The 18,989-nt window shown below is 37.5% G+C and carries 12 protein-coding genes; 6 read left to right on the forward strand and 6 right to left on the reverse strand.

Annotated features, from left to right (window positions below; genetic code table 11):
• Positions 1 to 19 precede the first annotated feature (19 nt).
• The gene (locus tag IPP64_07695) at positions 20 to 709 is read left to right on the forward strand and encodes a hypothetical protein (GenBank protein MBL0329287.1); all 690 of its coding nucleotides are present in this window, start codon (positions 20 to 22) and stop codon (positions 707 to 709) included.
• Positions 710 to 743: 34 nt separating this feature from the next.
• Positions 744 to 2,012, forward strand: a complete 1,269-nt coding sequence (locus tag IPP64_07700) for a hypothetical protein (GenBank protein ID MBL0329288.1) — start codon at positions 744 to 746, stop codon at positions 2,010 to 2,012.
• Positions 2,013 to 2,060: 48 nt separating this feature from the next.
• On the opposite strand, the gene IPP64_07705 is transcribed toward IPP64_07700, so the two are convergent.
• Positions 2,061 to 3,311 carry an MFS transporter gene (locus IPP64_07705; GenBank protein ID MBL0329289.1) on the reverse strand — a complete coding sequence of 417 codons (1,251 nt, stop codon included), beginning with the start codon at positions 3,309 to 3,311 and terminating at the stop codon, positions 2,061 to 2,063.
• 52 nt (positions 3,312 to 3,363) lie between these two features.
• On the opposite strand from IPP64_07705, the gene IPP64_07710 reads away from it, so the two are divergent.
• Positions 3,364 to 3,882: a PepSY-like domain-containing protein gene (locus tag IPP64_07710; GenBank protein MBL0329290.1), complete on the forward strand. Its 519-nt coding sequence runs from the start codon at positions 3,364 to 3,366 to the stop codon at positions 3,880 to 3,882.
• Here the strand turns inward: IPP64_07710 and IPP64_07715 are convergent.
• Positions 3,872 to 4,468 carry a hypothetical protein gene (locus tag IPP64_07715; GenBank protein ID MBL0329291.1) on the reverse strand — a complete coding sequence of 199 codons (597 nt, stop codon included), beginning with the start codon at positions 4,466 to 4,468 and terminating at the stop codon, positions 3,872 to 3,874. The genes IPP64_07710 and IPP64_07715 overlap by 11 nt on opposite strands.
• A 146-nt stretch (positions 4,469 to 4,614) precedes the next feature.
• A complete protein-coding gene (locus tag IPP64_07720; protein MBL0329292.1) occupies positions 4,615 to 7,149 on the reverse strand; it encodes an ATP-dependent Clp protease ATP-binding subunit in 2,535 nt (844 codons plus the stop codon).
• 338 nt (positions 7,150 to 7,487) lie between these two features.
• Here IPP64_07720 and gyrA point away from each other — a divergent pair, with 338 nt between their 5' ends.
• Together gyrA and IPP64_07730 are read left to right on the forward strand one after the other, a co-directional pair.
• Positions 7,488 to 10,061 carry a DNA gyrase subunit A gene (gyrA, locus tag IPP64_07725; protein MBL0329293.1) on the forward strand — a complete coding sequence of 858 codons (2,574 nt, stop codon included), beginning with the start codon at positions 7,488 to 7,490 and terminating at the stop codon, positions 10,059 to 10,061.
• A gap of 66 nt (positions 10,062 to 10,127) precedes the next feature.
• Positions 10,128 to 11,387: a tetratricopeptide repeat protein gene (locus tag IPP64_07730; protein MBL0329294.1), complete on the forward strand. Its 1,260-nt coding sequence runs from the start codon at positions 10,128 to 10,130 to the stop codon at positions 11,385 to 11,387.
• Between the two features lie 235 nt (positions 11,388 to 11,622).
• Here the strand turns inward: IPP64_07730 and IPP64_07735 are convergent, their stop codons facing one another.
• The 3 genes from IPP64_07735 to IPP64_07745 form a co-directional block, all read right to left on the reverse strand.
• Positions 11,623 to 13,158 carry a DEAD/DEAH box helicase family protein gene (locus IPP64_07735; GenBank protein ID MBL0329295.1) on the reverse strand — a complete coding sequence of 512 codons (1,536 nt, stop codon included), beginning with the start codon at positions 13,156 to 13,158 and terminating at the stop codon, positions 11,623 to 11,625.
• Between the two features lie 171 nt (positions 13,159 to 13,329).
• Positions 13,330 to 16,347, reverse strand: coding sequence for a T9SS type A sorting domain-containing protein (locus IPP64_07740; GenBank protein ID MBL0329296.1), 3,018 nt, complete (start codon positions 16,345 to 16,347; stop codon positions 13,330 to 13,332).
• Positions 16,348 to 16,383: 36 nt separating this feature from the next.
• Positions 16,384 to 17,649: a hypothetical protein gene (locus IPP64_07745; GenBank protein MBL0329297.1), complete on the reverse strand. Its 1,266-nt coding sequence runs from the start codon at positions 17,647 to 17,649 to the stop codon at positions 16,384 to 16,386.
• Positions 17,650 to 17,827: 178 nt separating this feature from the next.
• Between IPP64_07745 and IPP64_07750 the strand changes: the two genes are divergently transcribed.
• Positions 17,828 to 18,925 carry a hypothetical protein gene (locus tag IPP64_07750; protein MBL0329298.1) on the forward strand — a complete coding sequence of 366 codons (1,098 nt, stop codon included), beginning with the start codon at positions 17,828 to 17,830 and terminating at the stop codon, positions 18,923 to 18,925.
• The last annotated feature ends 64 nt before the right edge of the window (positions 18,926 to 18,989 follow it).

The raw sequence follows: 18,989 nt of genomic DNA on the forward strand, positions 1-18,989 counted from the left end.
AAATTTAACCCCCTAAACCATGAAAAAAAACAATTTTTTAGCAACCATGACTCTCTCATTGATAGCACTTTCCGGAGCAATCCGAATGAATGCTCAAGATACAATTGAGTTAAGAAATGGAATACAGGTAATCGGTTCTGTTATGGAAATATCAGCAACGGAAGTTAAATATAAAAAAGCGGTCAATCCGGATGGCCCAATCTATTCTGAATTAAAAAACAACATTACTCGGATTGCATACAAAAATGGGACTAAGGAAGAGTTTCAATTTGAAAAACCATGGCTACAGGCAGAAGAAAAAAATGAATTTAAACCTGTTGCGCAGAAAAAATTCATTGAAATGAAACAAATTGGTTCAAAGTATTGGTATGGAGAAAAAACATTGAATGAAAGTGAAATGCAAGATGTATTGCTATTGATGAATAATCCCAAAATAACGAGTCATGTTAAGCTTGCAAAAAAACAAAGAGGGTGGCAGCACATTGGATTTGCCGCATTCCCGTTTGGCATTGCCTCCTTGTATTTTCTAAGTGAAAGTAGTGGTGGGTTATTTAGCCATTACAATACACCCTACGACAAACAATATGAGAATAATGCGAAACTAACCGCATTGTTAGGATTAGCTTGCCTTACAACGTCTATTACTCTTAAAGTGAAACGCACAAAAAACAACAAACAAGCTTTAAAACTTTATCAAGAAAACTATTAAAAAGATATTTTTTTAACCCCTAAATTAAAAAACCATGAAAACAAAAAATCAGATTCAAAAAATAAATGAACAGACAACTGATTCGTTCAAAGCAATAAAAATCTCAACAGAAAATCTATTACTATTCCTAAATCTTAATCAATTGGAAAAGTATAGCAAACAAACCTTCGAACTCTATTCAAGTGTAATGGGAATCAAAAAATGGTCCTTACTGCTATTACTCGCGCTTCTTAGTTTCGGAACGTTTGCACAAGAGTCGAAAACAAAAACCAAACCGAGTATCACCGTATTAAATATTGATACCAAAGGTTTAAATCTAGATCCGAATCAAATGGGAAACATGGTGCGTATTGAATTGGAAAAACTCGACACCTTTGAAGTGATGGATCGGTACGATGTATCGTATGTTGTTGAAAAGAACAAATTGAATATCAACAATTGTTATGGAAAAATTTGTTTGCTGGAAGTCGGGTCCATCATTAACTCCGAAAAGATGTTTACAGGAAGTGTTGAATTGATTGGGGAAATTGTTGTGGCCAACTTCCGACTCATCGATGTAAAAACGGGAACGATCGAAAAAACACAAGTTGATGAATACCTGAACTTGCCGAAAGAGTTGCAATCGATGGTAAAAATATCGATTCGAAAAATGTTTAAAAAAGAAGTGGATGAACCCCTCGTAACCTATCTTACAAAGAAGAATAGCTTTGAGAGTTCAACAAGTAATCCGAATCAAACAAGTGTTAATTTATCCGGGCCAAGAAGTGGATTTGCCTATTTTACTGGAGATGCAGGTGCACGCTTGCAAGCACCCAGAAGTGAAGGAGGGTATGGTTCTTATCCGCTGATGTTTCAATTTGGGTATCAATTTGAGGTGCAATATTTAAATGAAGGAAATTATCAAGCCTTGTTTGAATTTCTTCCAACCATTACCGGCTTTAATCAAAACGTTTTTATTCCAAGCTTAACCATCATGAATGGATTCAGAAATAATAAACGAGGATGGGAATTGGCTTTCGGACCAACATTCGGTTTGGTGAATAAAGCCAATGGATATTATGATACAGAACGGATGTGGCATTTGGAATCAGAATGGACGGATACAACCATGGTGAATCCTTACCGAATAGAGAAACGAATAGATAGCAGAGGAGGGTATGAGTTACAAGCTGGATTTATTGTTGCCGTGGGAAAAACCTTTAAATCAGGGAAATTAAATATACCGGTAAACATTTATGTTGTTCCGAATAAAGATGGAATTCGAATGGGGGCCTCTTTTGGCTTTAATGCAAAGAGGAGATAAAAAGCGAATCGCTTTTTTGGTCTCTGCGCTTATGTGCAGAGACCTTTTTTATTCAATTTCTTTCAGATTTAATTTTCTCAATTTCGGTGCAACTTTATACGTTCCGGCAACAATTAAAATGGTCATTACACCACCAAATACAACCGAACGCACCAGTCCCATTGCGGCAGCAGCAATCCCTGATTCAAAGGCCCCTATTTCGTTGGATGAACCAATAAAGATGCTGTTCACAGCCGAAACCCTGCCACGCATTTCATCCGGGGTGGCCAATTGTAAAATGGTATGACGAATCACCACACTTACGTTATCAAAAGCTCCGGTAAGGAATAAAAAGAAAAGTGATAAATAATAATTGGTAGAAACAGCAAACAAAATAGTTGCTACTCCAAACAATCCGACATTGATAAACAGATTCATGCCTGCATTTTTTGTAATTGGCTTATATGCTAATATGATTGCCGTAACAATGGCGCCAACGGCAGGCATTGCACGTAAAAAACCAAATTCCATTTCCCCAACATGCAAAATTTTATCGGCAAAAGCCGGTAACATTGCCACCGCTCCGCCAAACAAAACAGCAAACAAATCAAGCGAAAGAGCTCCTAAAATCAATTGGTTGCTGAAAACAAACTTTATTCCACCCGATAAACTTTGCTTTAAGGTTTCTTTCTTTGTTTTTACAGGTATTGGCTTGGAGGCAATAAATACAAAGGAGAAAATGGAGATCACGATAAAAAATAGATTTACCGTGTAGGCAGCAGAAATACTGATTGCACAAATAATTCCCGCCACAGTAGGTCCGACTACTGCACCCACATGCCAAATACTGCTGTTCCAAGTGGCTGAGTTGGCGTAATGCTCACGCGGAACAATCTGCGACATAAATGCCGGAAAAGCTGCTGATATAAATCCTCTCACGATACCGATAAAACCAAAAACCAAATAAATCGGTAATGTGCCATATCGTTGGATTATAGTGGAGGTATCCAATGAAAAGTAGAGTAGGGAAGCAGTAGAAAATAAGAGTAAGGATACCGATACAATAATAATCAACTTCCGATTTACCGTATCCGCCACATGGCCGGAGAAAAATGAAACAATAATAAAGGGAATCGCCTCAGCCAAACCAATCATACCCAGCGCCAACTCATCGTTGGTGATCTTGTAGATTTGCAACCCCACAATGACACTTTGCATTTGAACAGCCAAGGTTAAAAAAAAGCGGGTATTCAAAAAAAACAAGAACTCTTTTATTCTTAAAGCAGCATAGGGATCGTGGGTGGATTTTTTTAGTGACATAGATATTGCAAATTTATTATAATTTTGTCCAAACAAAATCTAATTCTATAAAATGAAAAAATTATTCGTATTACTTGTTTCTGTAATGACTGCAACAGCAGCAAATGCGCAAAAAATCGCAACAGAAAACGTTCCTACTCCGGTTACGACTGCTTTTAAAGCTAAATTTTCAATAGCCGAAAAAACGGCTTGGGAAATGGATTATGACAATTATGTAGCTGATTTTTCGGTGGGTAAAACCAATTTTTCGGCTAAATTCGACAAAGAAGGAAAATGGATTGAAACCGTTACCTATGTTAAATCTTCAGAGCTTCCGAAAGCCATCAAAGAATCACTTTCTAAAAAGTATGGTGAATTGAGTGCGTATAAAATTGAAGACGCAAGAAAAATAGAGAAAGAAAAAGAAACCATTTATGAAATGGAAATCATCAAGGTGAAAACACGTTTGATGTGGAGTTTGACAATGAAGGGGAAATGGTTAAAGAAGAAAAAAAGACAGAAGGCAAAAAAGACTAAGACTACAACTAAAAAGCCTCGCTCCATTCAGAGCGAGGCTTTTTTTATTTCTTAACGCCTTTCTTGGGCTTAGGAACAATGGCGTTGTACTTCATCAGATATTTCAACTGCTTATTGATAAACTCTCCATAATTATCGCGATCACCTTGATATTCTTTCAAAATCGCCTTTTCATCTGCGATTAACTTTTCAAAAGGCGCTTCTGTAGAAGGGTCTAGGTCTTTCAGATAATATAAATTAATTTTTCCATCAGCGGCTTTGTAAAACCAATATTTCCCTTCCGCATCAATTTTGTAAGTGGCTTTCGGACTGATTAACAAATCTATCCGGCCAACAATCACAATCTTGGCATAAAATCCATCCATATACATGTAATCGCAGCTATCAATGTATCGAAAGCCCCAGTATTTTTCTTTTATACAATTCACCTTATGCTCAACATTTTTACTGTCTTTATACATTAAAATCCCAACATTATAGTTTTCACTTTCCTGCATGTTTCCAATAATCGTTAATTTCTTCTGAAGGTAATCTTCTTTGGTAAGATAGTATCCAAATTGATTATTGCGGTCTGCCTGAGCTTGAAATGCAAATAGAAAGAAGAGGCAAAAAATGCGGAAGTGAGTTAGGATGATTTTCATAAATATACTTTTAATAGTTGGGACGTATTCAAATGTGCAAAATAAATACGGAGCAATGTATACAAACTTTTAAGTGGCGGGAATTGGTTATTAAGTGGTCGATATCAAAAAAAATCGCCTCCGAATGATTCCGGAGGCGATGTGTTTTATTCTTCTTTTTTACTTTTCTTCGGTTTTGATTCTTTTGGTTTATTGATTTTAATTTTGATTTCATCTTTCGTTTTATCAAAATCAACCTCAATCGTATCACCTTCGCTCAAGTTCGATTTGATGATTTCTTCTGCCAATGGATCTTCCAAATACTTTTGAATCGCGCGTTTTAATGGGCGAGCTCCAAACTGAACATCGTATCCTTTATCAGAGATATAATCTTTGGCTTCATCTGATACTTTGATTGAGTATCCCAATCCGTTGATTCTACCATAAAGACTGTTTAATTCAATGTCAATGATCTTGTGAATATCCTCACGGGTCAAGGAATTAAACATCACCACATCATCAATACGATTTAAGAATTCAGGAGCAAATGCCTTTTTCAAAGCACCTTCGATGATTCCTTTTGAGTTTTCATCTTCCACCTCTTTTTTAGCGCTGGTGCTAAATCCAACACCTTGTCCGAAGTCTTTCAACTGACGTGCACCAATGTTTGAAGTCATGATGATGATCGTGTTTTTGAAATCAATTTTACGACCCAAACTATCTGTCATCATTCCATCATCCAAAGCTTGTAATAACAAGTTGAATACATCCGGATGTGCTTTTTCAATTTCATCTAATAATACAACTGCGTAAGGTCTTCTACGAACTTTCTCCGTTAATTGTCCACCTTCTTCATAACCCACATATCCCGGAGGCGCCCCAACCAAACGCGATACAGAGAATTTCTCCATGTATTCACTCATGTCGATACGAATCAATGCATCATCATTATCGAATAAATATTTAGATAAAATTTTCGCCAATTGTGTTTTACCAACACCGGTAGGGCCAAGGAAGATGAATGAACCGATTGGTTTATTCGGATCTTTTAATCCGGCACGGTTACGTTGAATAGCTTTAACCACTTTTCTCACGGCATCGTCTTGTCCGATTACCTTGCCTTGAAGCAATTCTGCCATCTTCACCAATTTGTCGCCTTCATTTTGAGCAACACGTTGAACAGGAACACCGGTCATCATTGCAACTACTTCTGCAACATTGTCTTCACTCACCATTTCACGGTGTGTTTTACTTTCTTCTTCCCATGCTTTTTTAGCAGCATCTAATTGCTCTAACAAGGTGCGCTCTGTATCGCGCAAACGAGCAGCTTCTTCATACTTTTGAGAACGAACAACTTTGTTCTTTTCTTCTTTAATATCTTCTAATTTTTTCTCAATTTCAACGATGTTCTTTGGAACATTGATGTTGGTAATATGAACACGAGAACCCGCTTCATCCAATGCATCAATTGCTTTATCCGGCAAGTGACGATCGGTGATATAACGAGCAGTTAAGGTAACACATGCTTTAATAGCTTCATCGGTATACGTTACATTGTGATGATCTTCGTATTTCGATTTGATGTTGTTTAAGATTTGAATCGTTTCTTCCGGAGTAGCTGGTTCAACAATTACTTTTTGGAATCGTCTTTCTAAGGCGCCATCTTTTTCAATATATTGACGATATTCATCTAATGTTGTAGCACCAATACATTGGATTTCTCCACGTGCCAAGGCCGGTTTAAACATGTTGGAAGCATCCAAAGATCCGGAAGCACCACCAGCACCAATAATGGTATGAATCTCATCAATGAATAAAATTACATCCGGTGATTTTTCAAGTTCGTTCATTACGGCTTTCATACGCTCTTCAAACTGTCCACGATACTTAGTACCAGCAACAAGAGAAGCCAAATCAAGGGTAACAACACGTTTACCAAACAAAACACGAGAAACTTTACGTTGTACGATGCGCAATGCCAAACCTTCGGCAATCGCAGATTTACCAACACCTGGTTCACCTATTAAGATGGGGTTATTTTTCTTTCTACGTGATAAAATTTGAGAAACGCGTTCGATTTCTTTTTCACGACCAACAATCGGGTCTAATTTACCTTCCTCGGCAGCTTTGGTTAAATCGCGACCGAAGTTATCCAGAACAGGGGTTTTGGATTTACTGTCAACAGGTTTCTTAGTACTGCTAGCACTAAACTGATCCTCATCTGCATCATCGTCAGAAGGAGTTCCCGGAAATTCCGCTTTCGGATCCGATTTTGATAATTCCAATTCGCTTTTCATAACGTCATAGTCTACTTTAAATTTTTGTAATGATTTTGTAGCAACGTTATCTTCATCTTTTAAGATGGACAAAATAAGATGCTCGGTACCAATCACGGCACTTTTAAACAGTTTTGCTTCCAAATAAGTGATTTTTAAAGCTCTTTCAGCTTGTTTCATCAACGGGATATTTGCCAAATTGCTTACCTTGTGATTGCCTGTTCCAATAGACTGCTCAACGGTTTTACGCAATTCTTGTAAATCCACATTTAATGACTTTAATAAACGAACAGCAGTACCTTCACCTTCGCGAATAATCCCTAATAATAAATGCTCTGTTCCAATGTAATCGTGCCCCAAACGTAATGCTTCCTCTCTGCTGTAGGTGATTACATCCTTAACTCTTGGTGAAAATTTTGCTTCCATAATGCAGTATTTTTAAATTGTTACTTTAACGTTTTAAATTATTCAAGAGTTACTTTTGCCACGAATAATAATAGTTTCGTGTACTTTACCAAAAGTAATTACTCCTTTTTAAGATGTCCTATCTCTACCCTTAATTTTATCAACAAAAAAGTGTCAATAATGTTGATAATTTAAAGGTAAAAATCGGTTTTGTGTCCTACGAAATAAGTATTTTCGAACCTCCTTAAAACACAAGGAAATTATCAATTATTGTGCTAAAAATAAATCATGACAATCCCGCACGTGTGGGACTGAAAAAAAGGCAACATATTAAAACAATAAAATAGAAAAACGAAATTATGGCAGACGGAGAAAAAATTATTCCAATTAACATTGAAGAGGAAATGAAATCGGCTTACATCGATTATTCGATGTCGGTTATTGTATCGCGTGCATTACCTGATGTTAGAGATGGTTTAAAACCGGTTCATAGACGTGTATTGTACGGAATGCTGGATTTGGGTGTCATGTCAAATCGACCACATAAAAAATCAGCGCGTATCGTTGGGGAAGTACTTGGTAAGTACCATCCGCATGGCGACACGTCTGTATACGATGCCATGGTGCGTATGGCGCAAGATTGGAGTTTACGTTATCCATTGGTTGACGGACAAGGTAACTACGGTTCGATTGATGGGGATAGTCCGGCTGCAATGCGTTATACCGAAGCACGTTTGAAAAAAATTGCGGAGGAAATGTTGGCAGACATCGAAAAAGATACTGTTGATTTTCGTCCGAATTTCGATGATTCATTAGAAGAACCAACTGTTCTTCCTACTAAAATACCAAACCTATTAATTAACGGTGCATCCGGAATTGCGGTGGGGATGGCAACGAATATGCCACCACATAACTTAACCGAAATTATCAATGCTACCGTTGCGTATATCGACAACAGAGAAATTGATATTGCGGGCTTGATGCAATTTGTAAAAGCACCGGATTTCCCTACAGGCGGAATCATTTATGGTTACGAAGGTGTAAAAGATGCTTTTGAAACCGGCAGAGGTCGTATTGTAATGCGTGCAAAAACAACCATGGAAACTACAGATTCCGGAAGAGAGCGCATTATTGTAAACGAAATCCCTTACCAGGTAAATAAAGCGGAGATGATTCGCAAAACAGCGGATTTAATCAACGATAAAAAAATTGAAGGCATTTCCGATATCCGTGATGAATCGGATAGAGATGGGATGCGTATTGTGTATGAAATTAAACGCGATGCCATTACCAATGTCGTTTTAAACAACCTTTTCAAATATACAGAGCTTCAAACCTCTTTTAGCGTTAACAACATTGCTTTGGTGGGTGGTCGCCCGATGATGCTCAACCTAAAAGACATGATTGTGCATTTTGTGGCACATCGTCATGAAGTAATCGTTCGCAGAACCAAATACGAATTGGCACAAGCTGAAAAGCGTGCGCATATCTTACAAGGTTATTTAATTGCCTTGGATCATTTGGATGAAGTTATCAAATTAATCCGTGCTGCAGCAACACCTCAAGAAGCGCAAGACGGCTTAATGAGCAACTTTGGTTTGAGCGAAATTCAAGCTAAAGCGATACTTGAAATGAGATTACGTGTACTTACTGGTTTAGAGAGAGATAAGATCAAGGAAGAGTACAATACATTAATGGAATTAATCAAGCATTTAAAAGAAGTATTAGAAGACGAAGGTTTACGTATGGCCATCATCAAAGATGAGTTAAACGAAATGAAAGAGAAATACGGTGATGAGCGCAAAACAGAGCTAGTATATGCTTCAGGTGACTTCCGTATGGAAGATATGATTGCGGATGAAGGTGTGGTGATTACCATTTCTCATATGGGTTATATTAAACGTACGCCTTTAACCGAATACCGCACGCAAGGCAGAGGTGGTAAAGGAGCGAAAGGCAGCACCACACGTGATGATGACTTTATTGAACATTTATTCATTGCGTCTACCCACAACTATTTATTGTTATTTACAGAACAAGGAAGATGTTTCTGGATGCGTGCGTTTGAAGTGCCGGAAGGAACACGCGTATCAAAAGGACGTGCCATCCAAAACATGATCAATATCCCAAGTGATGATAAGGTGAAAGCCTATATCAATGTAAAAGACCTGACCAACGAGGAATACATTGCAAACAATTACATTATAATGTGTACCAAAAATGGTATCATCAAGAAAACGACTTTGGAAGCTTATTCCCGTCCGCGTCAAAATGGTATCAATGCAATTACAGTAAGAGAAGGCGATACATTGCTAGAAGTATTGTTAACCAACGGAACCAACGAAATCATGTTGGCTTCAAAAGCCGGAAAAGTGGTTCGTTTCAACGAAGCAAACGTTCGTCCAATGGGTAGAAATGCTTCCGGTGTTAGAGGTATCAATTTAGGTGAAGAAAAAGACAATGAAGTTGTAGGTATGATTGCGATGCCGGACCAAAACAGCAATGTAATGGTGGTTTCACAAAAAGGATATGGAAAACGTTCTGAAATTGAAGAATACCGTGTTACAAAACGTGGTGGAAAAGGTGTAAAAACCATCAACATCACTGAAAAGACCGGTAATTTGATTGCCATTAAAGATGTTACCGATAAAGATGGCTTGATGATTATCAACAGATCAGGAATCATCATCCGTTTGGCAATTTCTGAATTACGTGTAATAGGCCGTGCAACACAAGGTGTACGCTTGATTAACATGAAAGAAGGAGAGGAAATTGCTGCTGTAAGTAAAGTAGAAGTAGAGGAGGAGGTAGAAACTGCTGAAGGCATAGCAACAGAAACTCCAACTGCTGAATATGGAAATGAGGGCACCGATGCGTCTTCAGAGAACACTGAAAATGATGGCAAGGAACTTGATACGCCACCAACTGAATAAATAAGCCTTGCCCCTTCTCAATAAATAGAGGAGGGGCATTAGGTAAAAAACAAATAAAAATAACTTATGAAAAAAATAGCAATCTTGTTTGTCGCGACAACCCTTGTTATCAATGGCTTTGCGCAAAATGTAAAAATCGTGAACGCAAAAAACTACTTGCGTGATTTTAGTGAATCAAAAGACATTGAATCCTTAAATAAAGCAAAAGAAAACATCGACTTAGCAGCAGCACATGTGGATACAAAGGATTTACCTAAAACACAAACGCTCAAAGCACAGGTGTATTTAACCATTTTTGAGAATACCTTGCGTTTAGAAACCGAAAAGTTAACCGCAACAGTAACGGATCCCAACAAACGCAACTTGGCAGCATACCAAGCAGCAAACTCTTCCTCATTGGCAGATGCATTTGCGGGATGTACAGCTTCTAAAGCAAACGACCCGAAAGGAAATTACACATCTGAAGTGAATTCCTATATCGCTAAAATTGCTTCACACTATGAAAACAAAGCCATCGCTGATTATAATGCAAAGAAATATGCAGATGCATTGCCATCTTTTGAAAAAGCATATGAAATCAATGGTTCAAAAGACACCACCACTTTAGGAAACTGCGCTTTGGTAGCAGATAGAGCTGGTATCTACGATAAAGCAAAGTTGTATTATCAAAAAATGATTGATAACAAACAAGGCTTTGGAAATACGTATTCTTCTCTGGTGAATGTGTATTTGAATATGAAAGACAGTGTTGGAGCAATGGAAGTATTGAAAAAAGGTCGTACAACCTATCCAAACGACATCAACTTGGTAATTACAGAAACCAACTATTTCTTAAAAACCAACAACAGTAAGGAAGCGTTAAACAACTTAAACATTGCCTTGACTGCAAAACCGAAGGATGCTAACCTTTACTTGGTAAGAGGAAACATCTATGATAACTTGGCGAATCCGAAGGATGCAACCAACAAAGACATGGCGAAACCTAAGGATTACGAAACGTTGATTGGGCAAGCTGAGGCGGATTATAAAAAAGCGATTGAATTGAAACCCGACTATTTTGATGCATTGTACAACTTAGGAGTATTGTATAACAACCATGGTGTCGCGTTGAGTAAAATTGCCGACCAAATTACGGACAATGCGAAATACAAAGCAGCAAACGACTTGGCGACAGAAGAATTCAAAAAAGCATTACCGGTGTTGGAAAAAGCATTGGAAGTTAGTCCGAAGGACAAAAACACGATGTATGCGTTAAAGCAAATTTATGCGAGAACACAGCAACCAGAAAAGGTAAAAGAGATCAATGAGAAATTGAAGAACAACTAAGGCTTCCACCTAGTTGCAATTCATAAAAGCGGGGAGCAGAAATGCTTCTCGCTTTTTTTGTTTCTTATTACTTGTCAAGGAAAGACAGAAAGTAGTACTTTAATTAAATGATAGGTATTCAGCTAAATACTACTTAACATAATATTAATTATAAGACTACAATATACATATAAAACTGATTAATAATGACTTATAAAGATTGATTAATTTTAAAGGATTATAGCAATATTGGACATTATTCTTCCACCGTTGCCGCAAGAAAACGTTTGCTCAAGCTCAAACCTAATTTTCGTTTGTATTCATCTTTTAACCATTTTACATAGTTATCGGTGCTGGCACAAATGCAATACGAATATTTTTTAACACGCCCTTCAATATCCTGTTCTAACAATTTTACCAAGTCCATGGCTTCTGAAAAATCGGAACTGTTTTCAAAACAAATCCGCGAATGATGCTCAATGGCTCTATCCACAGCAGTCATTGGTCGCAATCCTTCTTTCGATACCAATGCATATTCCTCCTTCATATTAAAATCAATATTCTCGGATTTGCTGAATTTGGCTCTGAGCTCAGCAGGCATCTTATAGGTAAAATTGCGCTCAATGTCGCGGTCATTCCACAAACTCTCCAAATAAAAATCAGGAGAACGGAAGATGTCGTGCCAGTTGACATACGAATCCCACAAGCCGAAACGAGCGGCATTGTTTCCTAAATCAATCACCGTAAAGGTGGATTTATTCGGTAAGATACGCGAACCTCTGCCAATCATTTGATGATACAGGGTTAAAGATTTGGTCGCTCTGTTGATGATAATGGATTCAACCGTTGGCTCATCGAATCCGGTCGTTAAAATTCCTACGGATGTTAAAATCGCATCCGGTTTGTTTTTAAACCAAGTAAGAATATCTCTTCGTTCTTGCTCGGAGTTGGTATTGTCTAAATGACGAATATCGTATCCAGCGTTGGTAAACAAAGAATGTACATGGATGGATGTATTGATTCCGTTGTTAAAAATGAGCGTCTTTTTACCTTTCGATTGTTCTTCATAAGCAGCCACCAACTTCTCCTGCATCAAATAATTGGTATACAAGCGATCGGATGAGCTCACGGTATAATCACCATCAATTCCTACTTTCAAAGAACCTAAGTTCACATCATAACTATGGGTGGTTGCTTTCGATAAAAAACCTTTTTCAATAAGTGCAGCAATGGAATGACCAACAATGAGTTCATCATAGGTTTCTTTCATTGGCAATTTAATATTGGAACTTAAAGGTGTAGCTGTTACACCAAGAATGACACTCTTTTCTAAAAACTTGAATAATTTCTTAAAGGAGTTGTAATGCGCTTCATCAATAATCACCAGTCCAACTTTTTCTACTTCTAGTTTTTCGTCCTGTAAGCGGTTGTTGAGTGTTTCCACCATGGCTACAAAGCACATAAAATCTTCCTGGTCTGGGAGTGTTTTTACTTTGCTGTCGATGATTTTATTTCGAACACCGAACTCGTTAAGCATGTTGGACGTTTGGGCGCACAATTCGATGCGATGTGTAAGGATCAACACTTTTTTGCCGGTTTCGCTGATGTAGCGCTTAGCGATTTCAGAGAAAATAACGGTTTTACCACCACCGGTGGGAAGTTGAAAAAGGAGGTTATACTTCTCGGTATGGTTGTTTATTTTTTTGAATATATCATCAATTGCCTCTTGCTGGTAGTCGTACAGCTCCTTCCCTATTTTTTTTTCTTCAATATCAGCAGACTCTAATGGCATAATTTTCTCGATTTCGAAATCTTGCAAAAGTAGTCAATTGTAAGGTTGTATGGAAATAAAAATGGTCAAATAGCAAAAATTAAAAGCATTCCTATCTGATGACATACTTCAAAAAGAAAAATCCCTTGTAGTATTCATCTACAAGGGATCTTTCAAAAGACAAAAACAAGCTTATTCGATAATTATTTTTTTAATCACCACTTTATCTTCGATTACAATATGAACAAGGTATAAACCTTTATTATAACCTGTCAAATTTAAACTAGTTTGTATACCTTCTTGGCGAAGCACTTTTACTTCTTTTCCCATGGCATCATACACTTTTATTACAGCATTGGATTCGCTTTCCAATTCGATTGTAAAAAGTCCACTTCCCGGATTAGGGAAAATTTTAGCGTCAAGCGTTTCATTTTTAAGAGAAGATGTATGATTACTCATCAAATCGTCTTCTTGATTTTCTTCTTCTCTTAATCCCGGACTATTTCCATAGTAGCTGCAAGGATGGATAAAAGCTTGGAAATAACTTGGATTTACCGATGCCGCACTAAAACCGGGGTTCAAATCGACATATGTTCCACCTCGATAAGTAACCGTAGCTGAAGAACCGATAACAACGGTTGAGGTGATTTCATTCACCGCTTCCTGAAAAATACTGGAGTTTTGGACACCGGTTAAATTCAAGTTCAGATTTCCCGGACAATATAAATCATGTTCCCAAACACCGCGGCCGGCAGTAGAAACTCTTAATTTATTTACCACATAATTTATTTCCATACTGTTTAAAGGAATGTGTGGCAAATTGCTCCCAAGTTTTATCCATTGTGATGTATTGCTGGATGGAGGATTTACAAAATCAAGCATTGAGTTATTTGAATAATAAACGCCTAAATCGTTGGAGACATAAATTCCACCATTACTTCCTTTTTCGGTAATTAAATTGATGACACCAATTGGCAAACCACCTGCGTTTACGTTACCTGCAATGTTTTGAAAAACCGGGAATCCGGGAATGGTATAATCCACTCGGTATAATTCCGGTGCAATCCAAAAAGCAACATTATAACCGATGTAAACAATATTCGGATTTGATACGTCTACAGCAAAATAACTAAAGCTGTTCTTTCCTGGAGGCAATGGCATTTCCACCCAGCTGTTTTTAACCGTTGTGCTATTCGGATTCAAAACATTGTTGTTGCGATACAACTTTCCATACCAAGGTGCACCGTTAATACCAATACTTGAATACATTGTATTGCCATCTATTGTTGGATAGATGCCCGCGAATATCCAATGATTTCTAACCACATTATCCAGCCAAGGATTTACAACCAAATTGATGTTTGCAAAATCAGAAATCTGTTCAGGTGTTCCTAAGCCTCTGTTATCAGCTCTGAATATTTCTTCATAGGTATACATTCCAGAGACTACTTTTGAAGCAGCATAGGTAATTTCAGGGTATACTTGATTTTGAAAAATGAATGGAGCAAATGCATTATTTGCGGCAAAGCTGGTTGGCGTATAACCGCTCGATCCACCATTTGAGGATAGCTGATGAGGCGCCATTTGAGCTGCAGCCCAAGCAAAACTCGGATTTGAATAATCAATTAATGGAGGCATACCATCACCACCATAAACGGTTTCCCAAGCCAATGAAGGAGTGCTCGAATAGCTTCCACTACTCAAAACTGTTCCATCGTGGTCTAATCCAATCATCATTTTTTCAGGATTTGTCGCTGAATTTGAAGCTGAACCATTTCCTAATGCTAACCCGTTGCTTCGAGTAACCATTGTTAAACAATTATCATTTGAATAACTTACTCCACCGTGAGTTCCCAAATAAACTTCGGAAGCACACATTGTGCAGGAAGCAGGTGGTGTAATTATTTTATCGACATCCACATGGTATTTAAAATTGGTAGGATTATAATAATGATAGGTAAACGTAACACCACCATCGGTAGATCGTTTAAAATTAATTCCTGCACTCAAATAGATAATGTTGGGATTAAAATTGGAAACACAAAAACCGATTCCTCCTGTTTGACCTGTATTGGTGCTGATGGAAGATGACCAAGCAAAAGAAGGAAAATCAAAAGAAAACAATTGGTGATTGTAATAATTTGTTGTTTTATGAAGCATATAAAGTGTATTCGGAGCTGCATCCGAAACTTCAATCGCTAATAAATCTGTTGGATCGCCTACCGCAGGTGGTGTTGGTAAAACTGTCCACGATGCTCCATTATCTGTTGTATACTCAATGGTCCAAACATTTGACACTTTCTTAGAAATAATAAGTGTTCCGGTATTATCGGTTTTGAATTCCATATCTTCTACCCAACCGGAGTTGATGAGTGTCCATGTAATCAAAGAGATATTTGAATTATCCACGTTGTCACCTCTAAACAATCCATCACGTGTTGAAACATATGCAATGGATGGATTGGTCGGATCAATAAGCAATTTCGTAACAATGGCAAACTGATTTGAAGGAGGAAAACTACTTGTTTGTCCGATTGTTTGCCATGTTGCACCGGCATCTGTTGTTCTAAGAATTCCACCCATTGTTCCCAAACTATTGGAATAATAGGATCCGCCAACATTGGAAGCTGCATACCAGGTTGTTTGGTTGTTCGGTGCAAATGCTGCATAACTGCAACCCGATCTGTTCCAATTATCAGAACCTGCGTTTACCCAGCTGACACCTTTGTTATTGGTATAAAACAAACCGCCTGCTAAAGACCAACCTAAAATTTTGTCCGCATTTTGTCTGTTGAATACCATGTCATGAATAATTCCAACGCCCAGTTCTCCACCACCTAGGTAATAGATTCCATGGTTGGGTTCATTGAAGGGGCCTAATTCTTTCCATGGATCAATGTTTCCGAAAGTACGCCCTGCGCCACCATCAGACATTCTTGCATAGTAGTCGTCAATTGCATTTGCATAATCGGCATAGGATCCATTTGGCGAAATACGAGGTTCCCAAAATTTTAACCATCGTTGGTATTCGTGGTATTCGCTCCCTTCCCCTTCTAATGCTTCCGGACCTTCCAGAAGTACTTTTTCTCTGAAATACGCTTCTTTCTCCTCTTTGAGTTGATAAAAAGGTTTCGAGACATCGGTTTCCTGTGCAGAAATTTTAGAAACTAAAATTAAAAGCAGGAAATAGTATAAGATTATTTTTTTCATTACAATAGTTTTAAGAATGAATAGTTACAATGAAAATTATTTTTGTTCTTGTTTGCTCTTAAGCAATTCAATTTCTTTGTTCAATGCAATGATGTATAAAGTCAATTCTTCCACTTTACCCAATAATTTTGCATCCATTGCTCCTAAATCGATTCCATCTTTAACAACCTCTTCTGCAGAAGGAATATTTGGTAAATGTTTGTTTGTTTTTAAAAATGCTTCAACTTCTGATAATTTCGCTAATTGATAGTCATCAGCAAAAACATAATCGGACCAGTTCGCAGTATTTTTTATAGCCACTCGTACTTTCTCTGTTAGAATTCCAGTTTCAACAAATAATTTATAGTTTGCATTCGGAATCGTAACTACTCCCGGGTCACCAATCAACATATTCCCATTTACAGTAAGTTTTGCAGTTGTGTTGTCAGTTCCAATACCTACATTTCCATTATTTCCAAGAAATAAAAAGTTATTCCCACCAACGCCAGTTGCACCAGCTGGACGCCAGAAATTCATACCTTCTTTTCCGGGAGTTGCAACCGTGTATTCTAAGGCCCATTCACCATTCGGAGCGCTAACAGAAGTTCCACCAAAAATCAATTGTGGTCCACCATAACCAGCAACCGTACCGGTTAATCGCAATGCTCCATCGTGCACATTTAAAAGCGCAGACGGAGTAATTGTTCCAATCCCGATTTTTCCGGTAGCGCCTTGAATAAAGAATCGGTCTGCAGCAGCAGTATAATCATAGATACTAAAATTTCCAGCTCCTTGACCATTTCCACTACCTGTAGAAAAAAGAGCCCAATTGCGCGCACCTGCACTTGTATTAAACAACCCCAACGCTGAAGCAGTTGTCCCTGTTTGAATAATTCTGATTCCATCATTCATTGTAGATGCTTGAACCGTCAATGCAGTTACTGGAGATGTTGTACCAATACCCACCTTTGAATTTGATTTGATAACCATTCCAAATGATGTTGGCGTTGGCATAAACAAAATATCAGAATTTACGCTCGTATTCTGAAAAATGGAAGAACCGGAGCCAACTGTGATTCCGGCAGCAGGATTACTCGTAAAAAAAAGTTTCAATCCGTTAATTTGTCCGGAAGTACGCTGAACAAAAAACGGCAATGCTCCTGAATTAGCAATATTTAGAGCTGCAGTGGGTGTTGTTGTTCCGATTCCAACATTTCCGGTTCGGTACGTATCCCCTGTTTGTACAGCACTTCCACCCCATGTTTGAGCTGACGCAGTATACGTCATCATGGAAAATAAGATAATTTTAATTGAATTTTTCATCTGTTTTAGGTTTTAAGTTTCTTATGCAAAAAAAGAAGTTTCGCTTCGCTTGGGTATTACCACCGGATAGCTTTTTGACACTCAGCACTTATTTAAATACCGTTGGATAAGTTTTTTGCACAACTATTTTTTTTCGGTTCACAAGTGACTTTAAAAAACTAATTTTGCCGATCTACAGATGCGCCATTTCATTTCCATAAAAATTCTAATCCTTTTTGCTTTAAACTACCTACCTAGCATTATTAAAGGACAAGGATTAAACTTCGAACATTTAAGTACCATCGATGGATTGCCGGCAACGGAATGTTACAAAGTAATTCAGGACAAAAAAGGATATATATGGGTGTTTACTGAATATGGAATTGTAAAACACAATGGTGAACGGTTTATTCCTGTCTGCACCAACATCTTATTAAAAGATCAAAATGCCTATGCAGTTTTTCAAACAGAGGAAGGTGAACTTTATTTTTCAAACTCATTTAATAAGGTATTTAAAATCAGAAACGACTCAGCTTTTGTGATTCAAGCAATTGCAGACTTCACCATCGATTTTACAGAATCGGAAGACATTGTTTTTCAGTTAATACTTGATGAAAAGAAGAACATTTACTTTTCCTGTTATAAAGGCTCTTTCTGTTGGGATGCAACAACCAATAAAATAAACACTGTCTCCTACCCTAGCGAAAATAGCGCAGATACCTTATTCTATAAACCAATAAGTGACCAGTTCTTTTCTTTCCGTTCTGAATACTTTAGCAAAATTGAATCGTTTGTAAGCATACAAGAAGGAAAAACCGCAATTAATTTTAAAATATTTCCTAGAAATTATTATGAAATACGTACCGTAGAAAAAATCGATGATGCCTACTTTTTAGCAACTTCTGATCTAATTTATAAAACATCCAAATCAGGAACTTCTTTCACACAAAAGCTGGATGGAATAATTGATTTTAAAGTTGATCGAAATAAGCAACTGTGGATTTCGACCAAAAACGGACTCGTTTTACTTGATAAAAACTTAACGATTATTGCAAGGTACTTGCAAGGTAAAATCATTACAAACACTTGTTTTGACGACAAAGGAGGGGTTTGGGCAACCACCATTGGGGAAGGAGTTTATTACTGCCGAAACAAGGATGAGGTGGTATATTCGAATAATGATTTAAAACAAAATGAAGTTTATTTTATAAAAAAAGAAGGCTCTAAATTGTTTTTGTCAACAATTGACGGAAACTGCTACAACCTCAGCGCAGGAAAAACACAGATATTGAACTGATACAACATTTTGACAACAAACTCTTTTGTGGTGATTTTTCAGAATACCGCGATGGATATATTTT

It is taken from the genome of Bacteroidota bacterium, assembly GCA_016722565.1.
GTDB lineage: Bacteria > Bacteroidota > Bacteroidia > 2-12-FULL-35-15 > 2-12-FULL-35-15 > 2-12-FULL-35-15.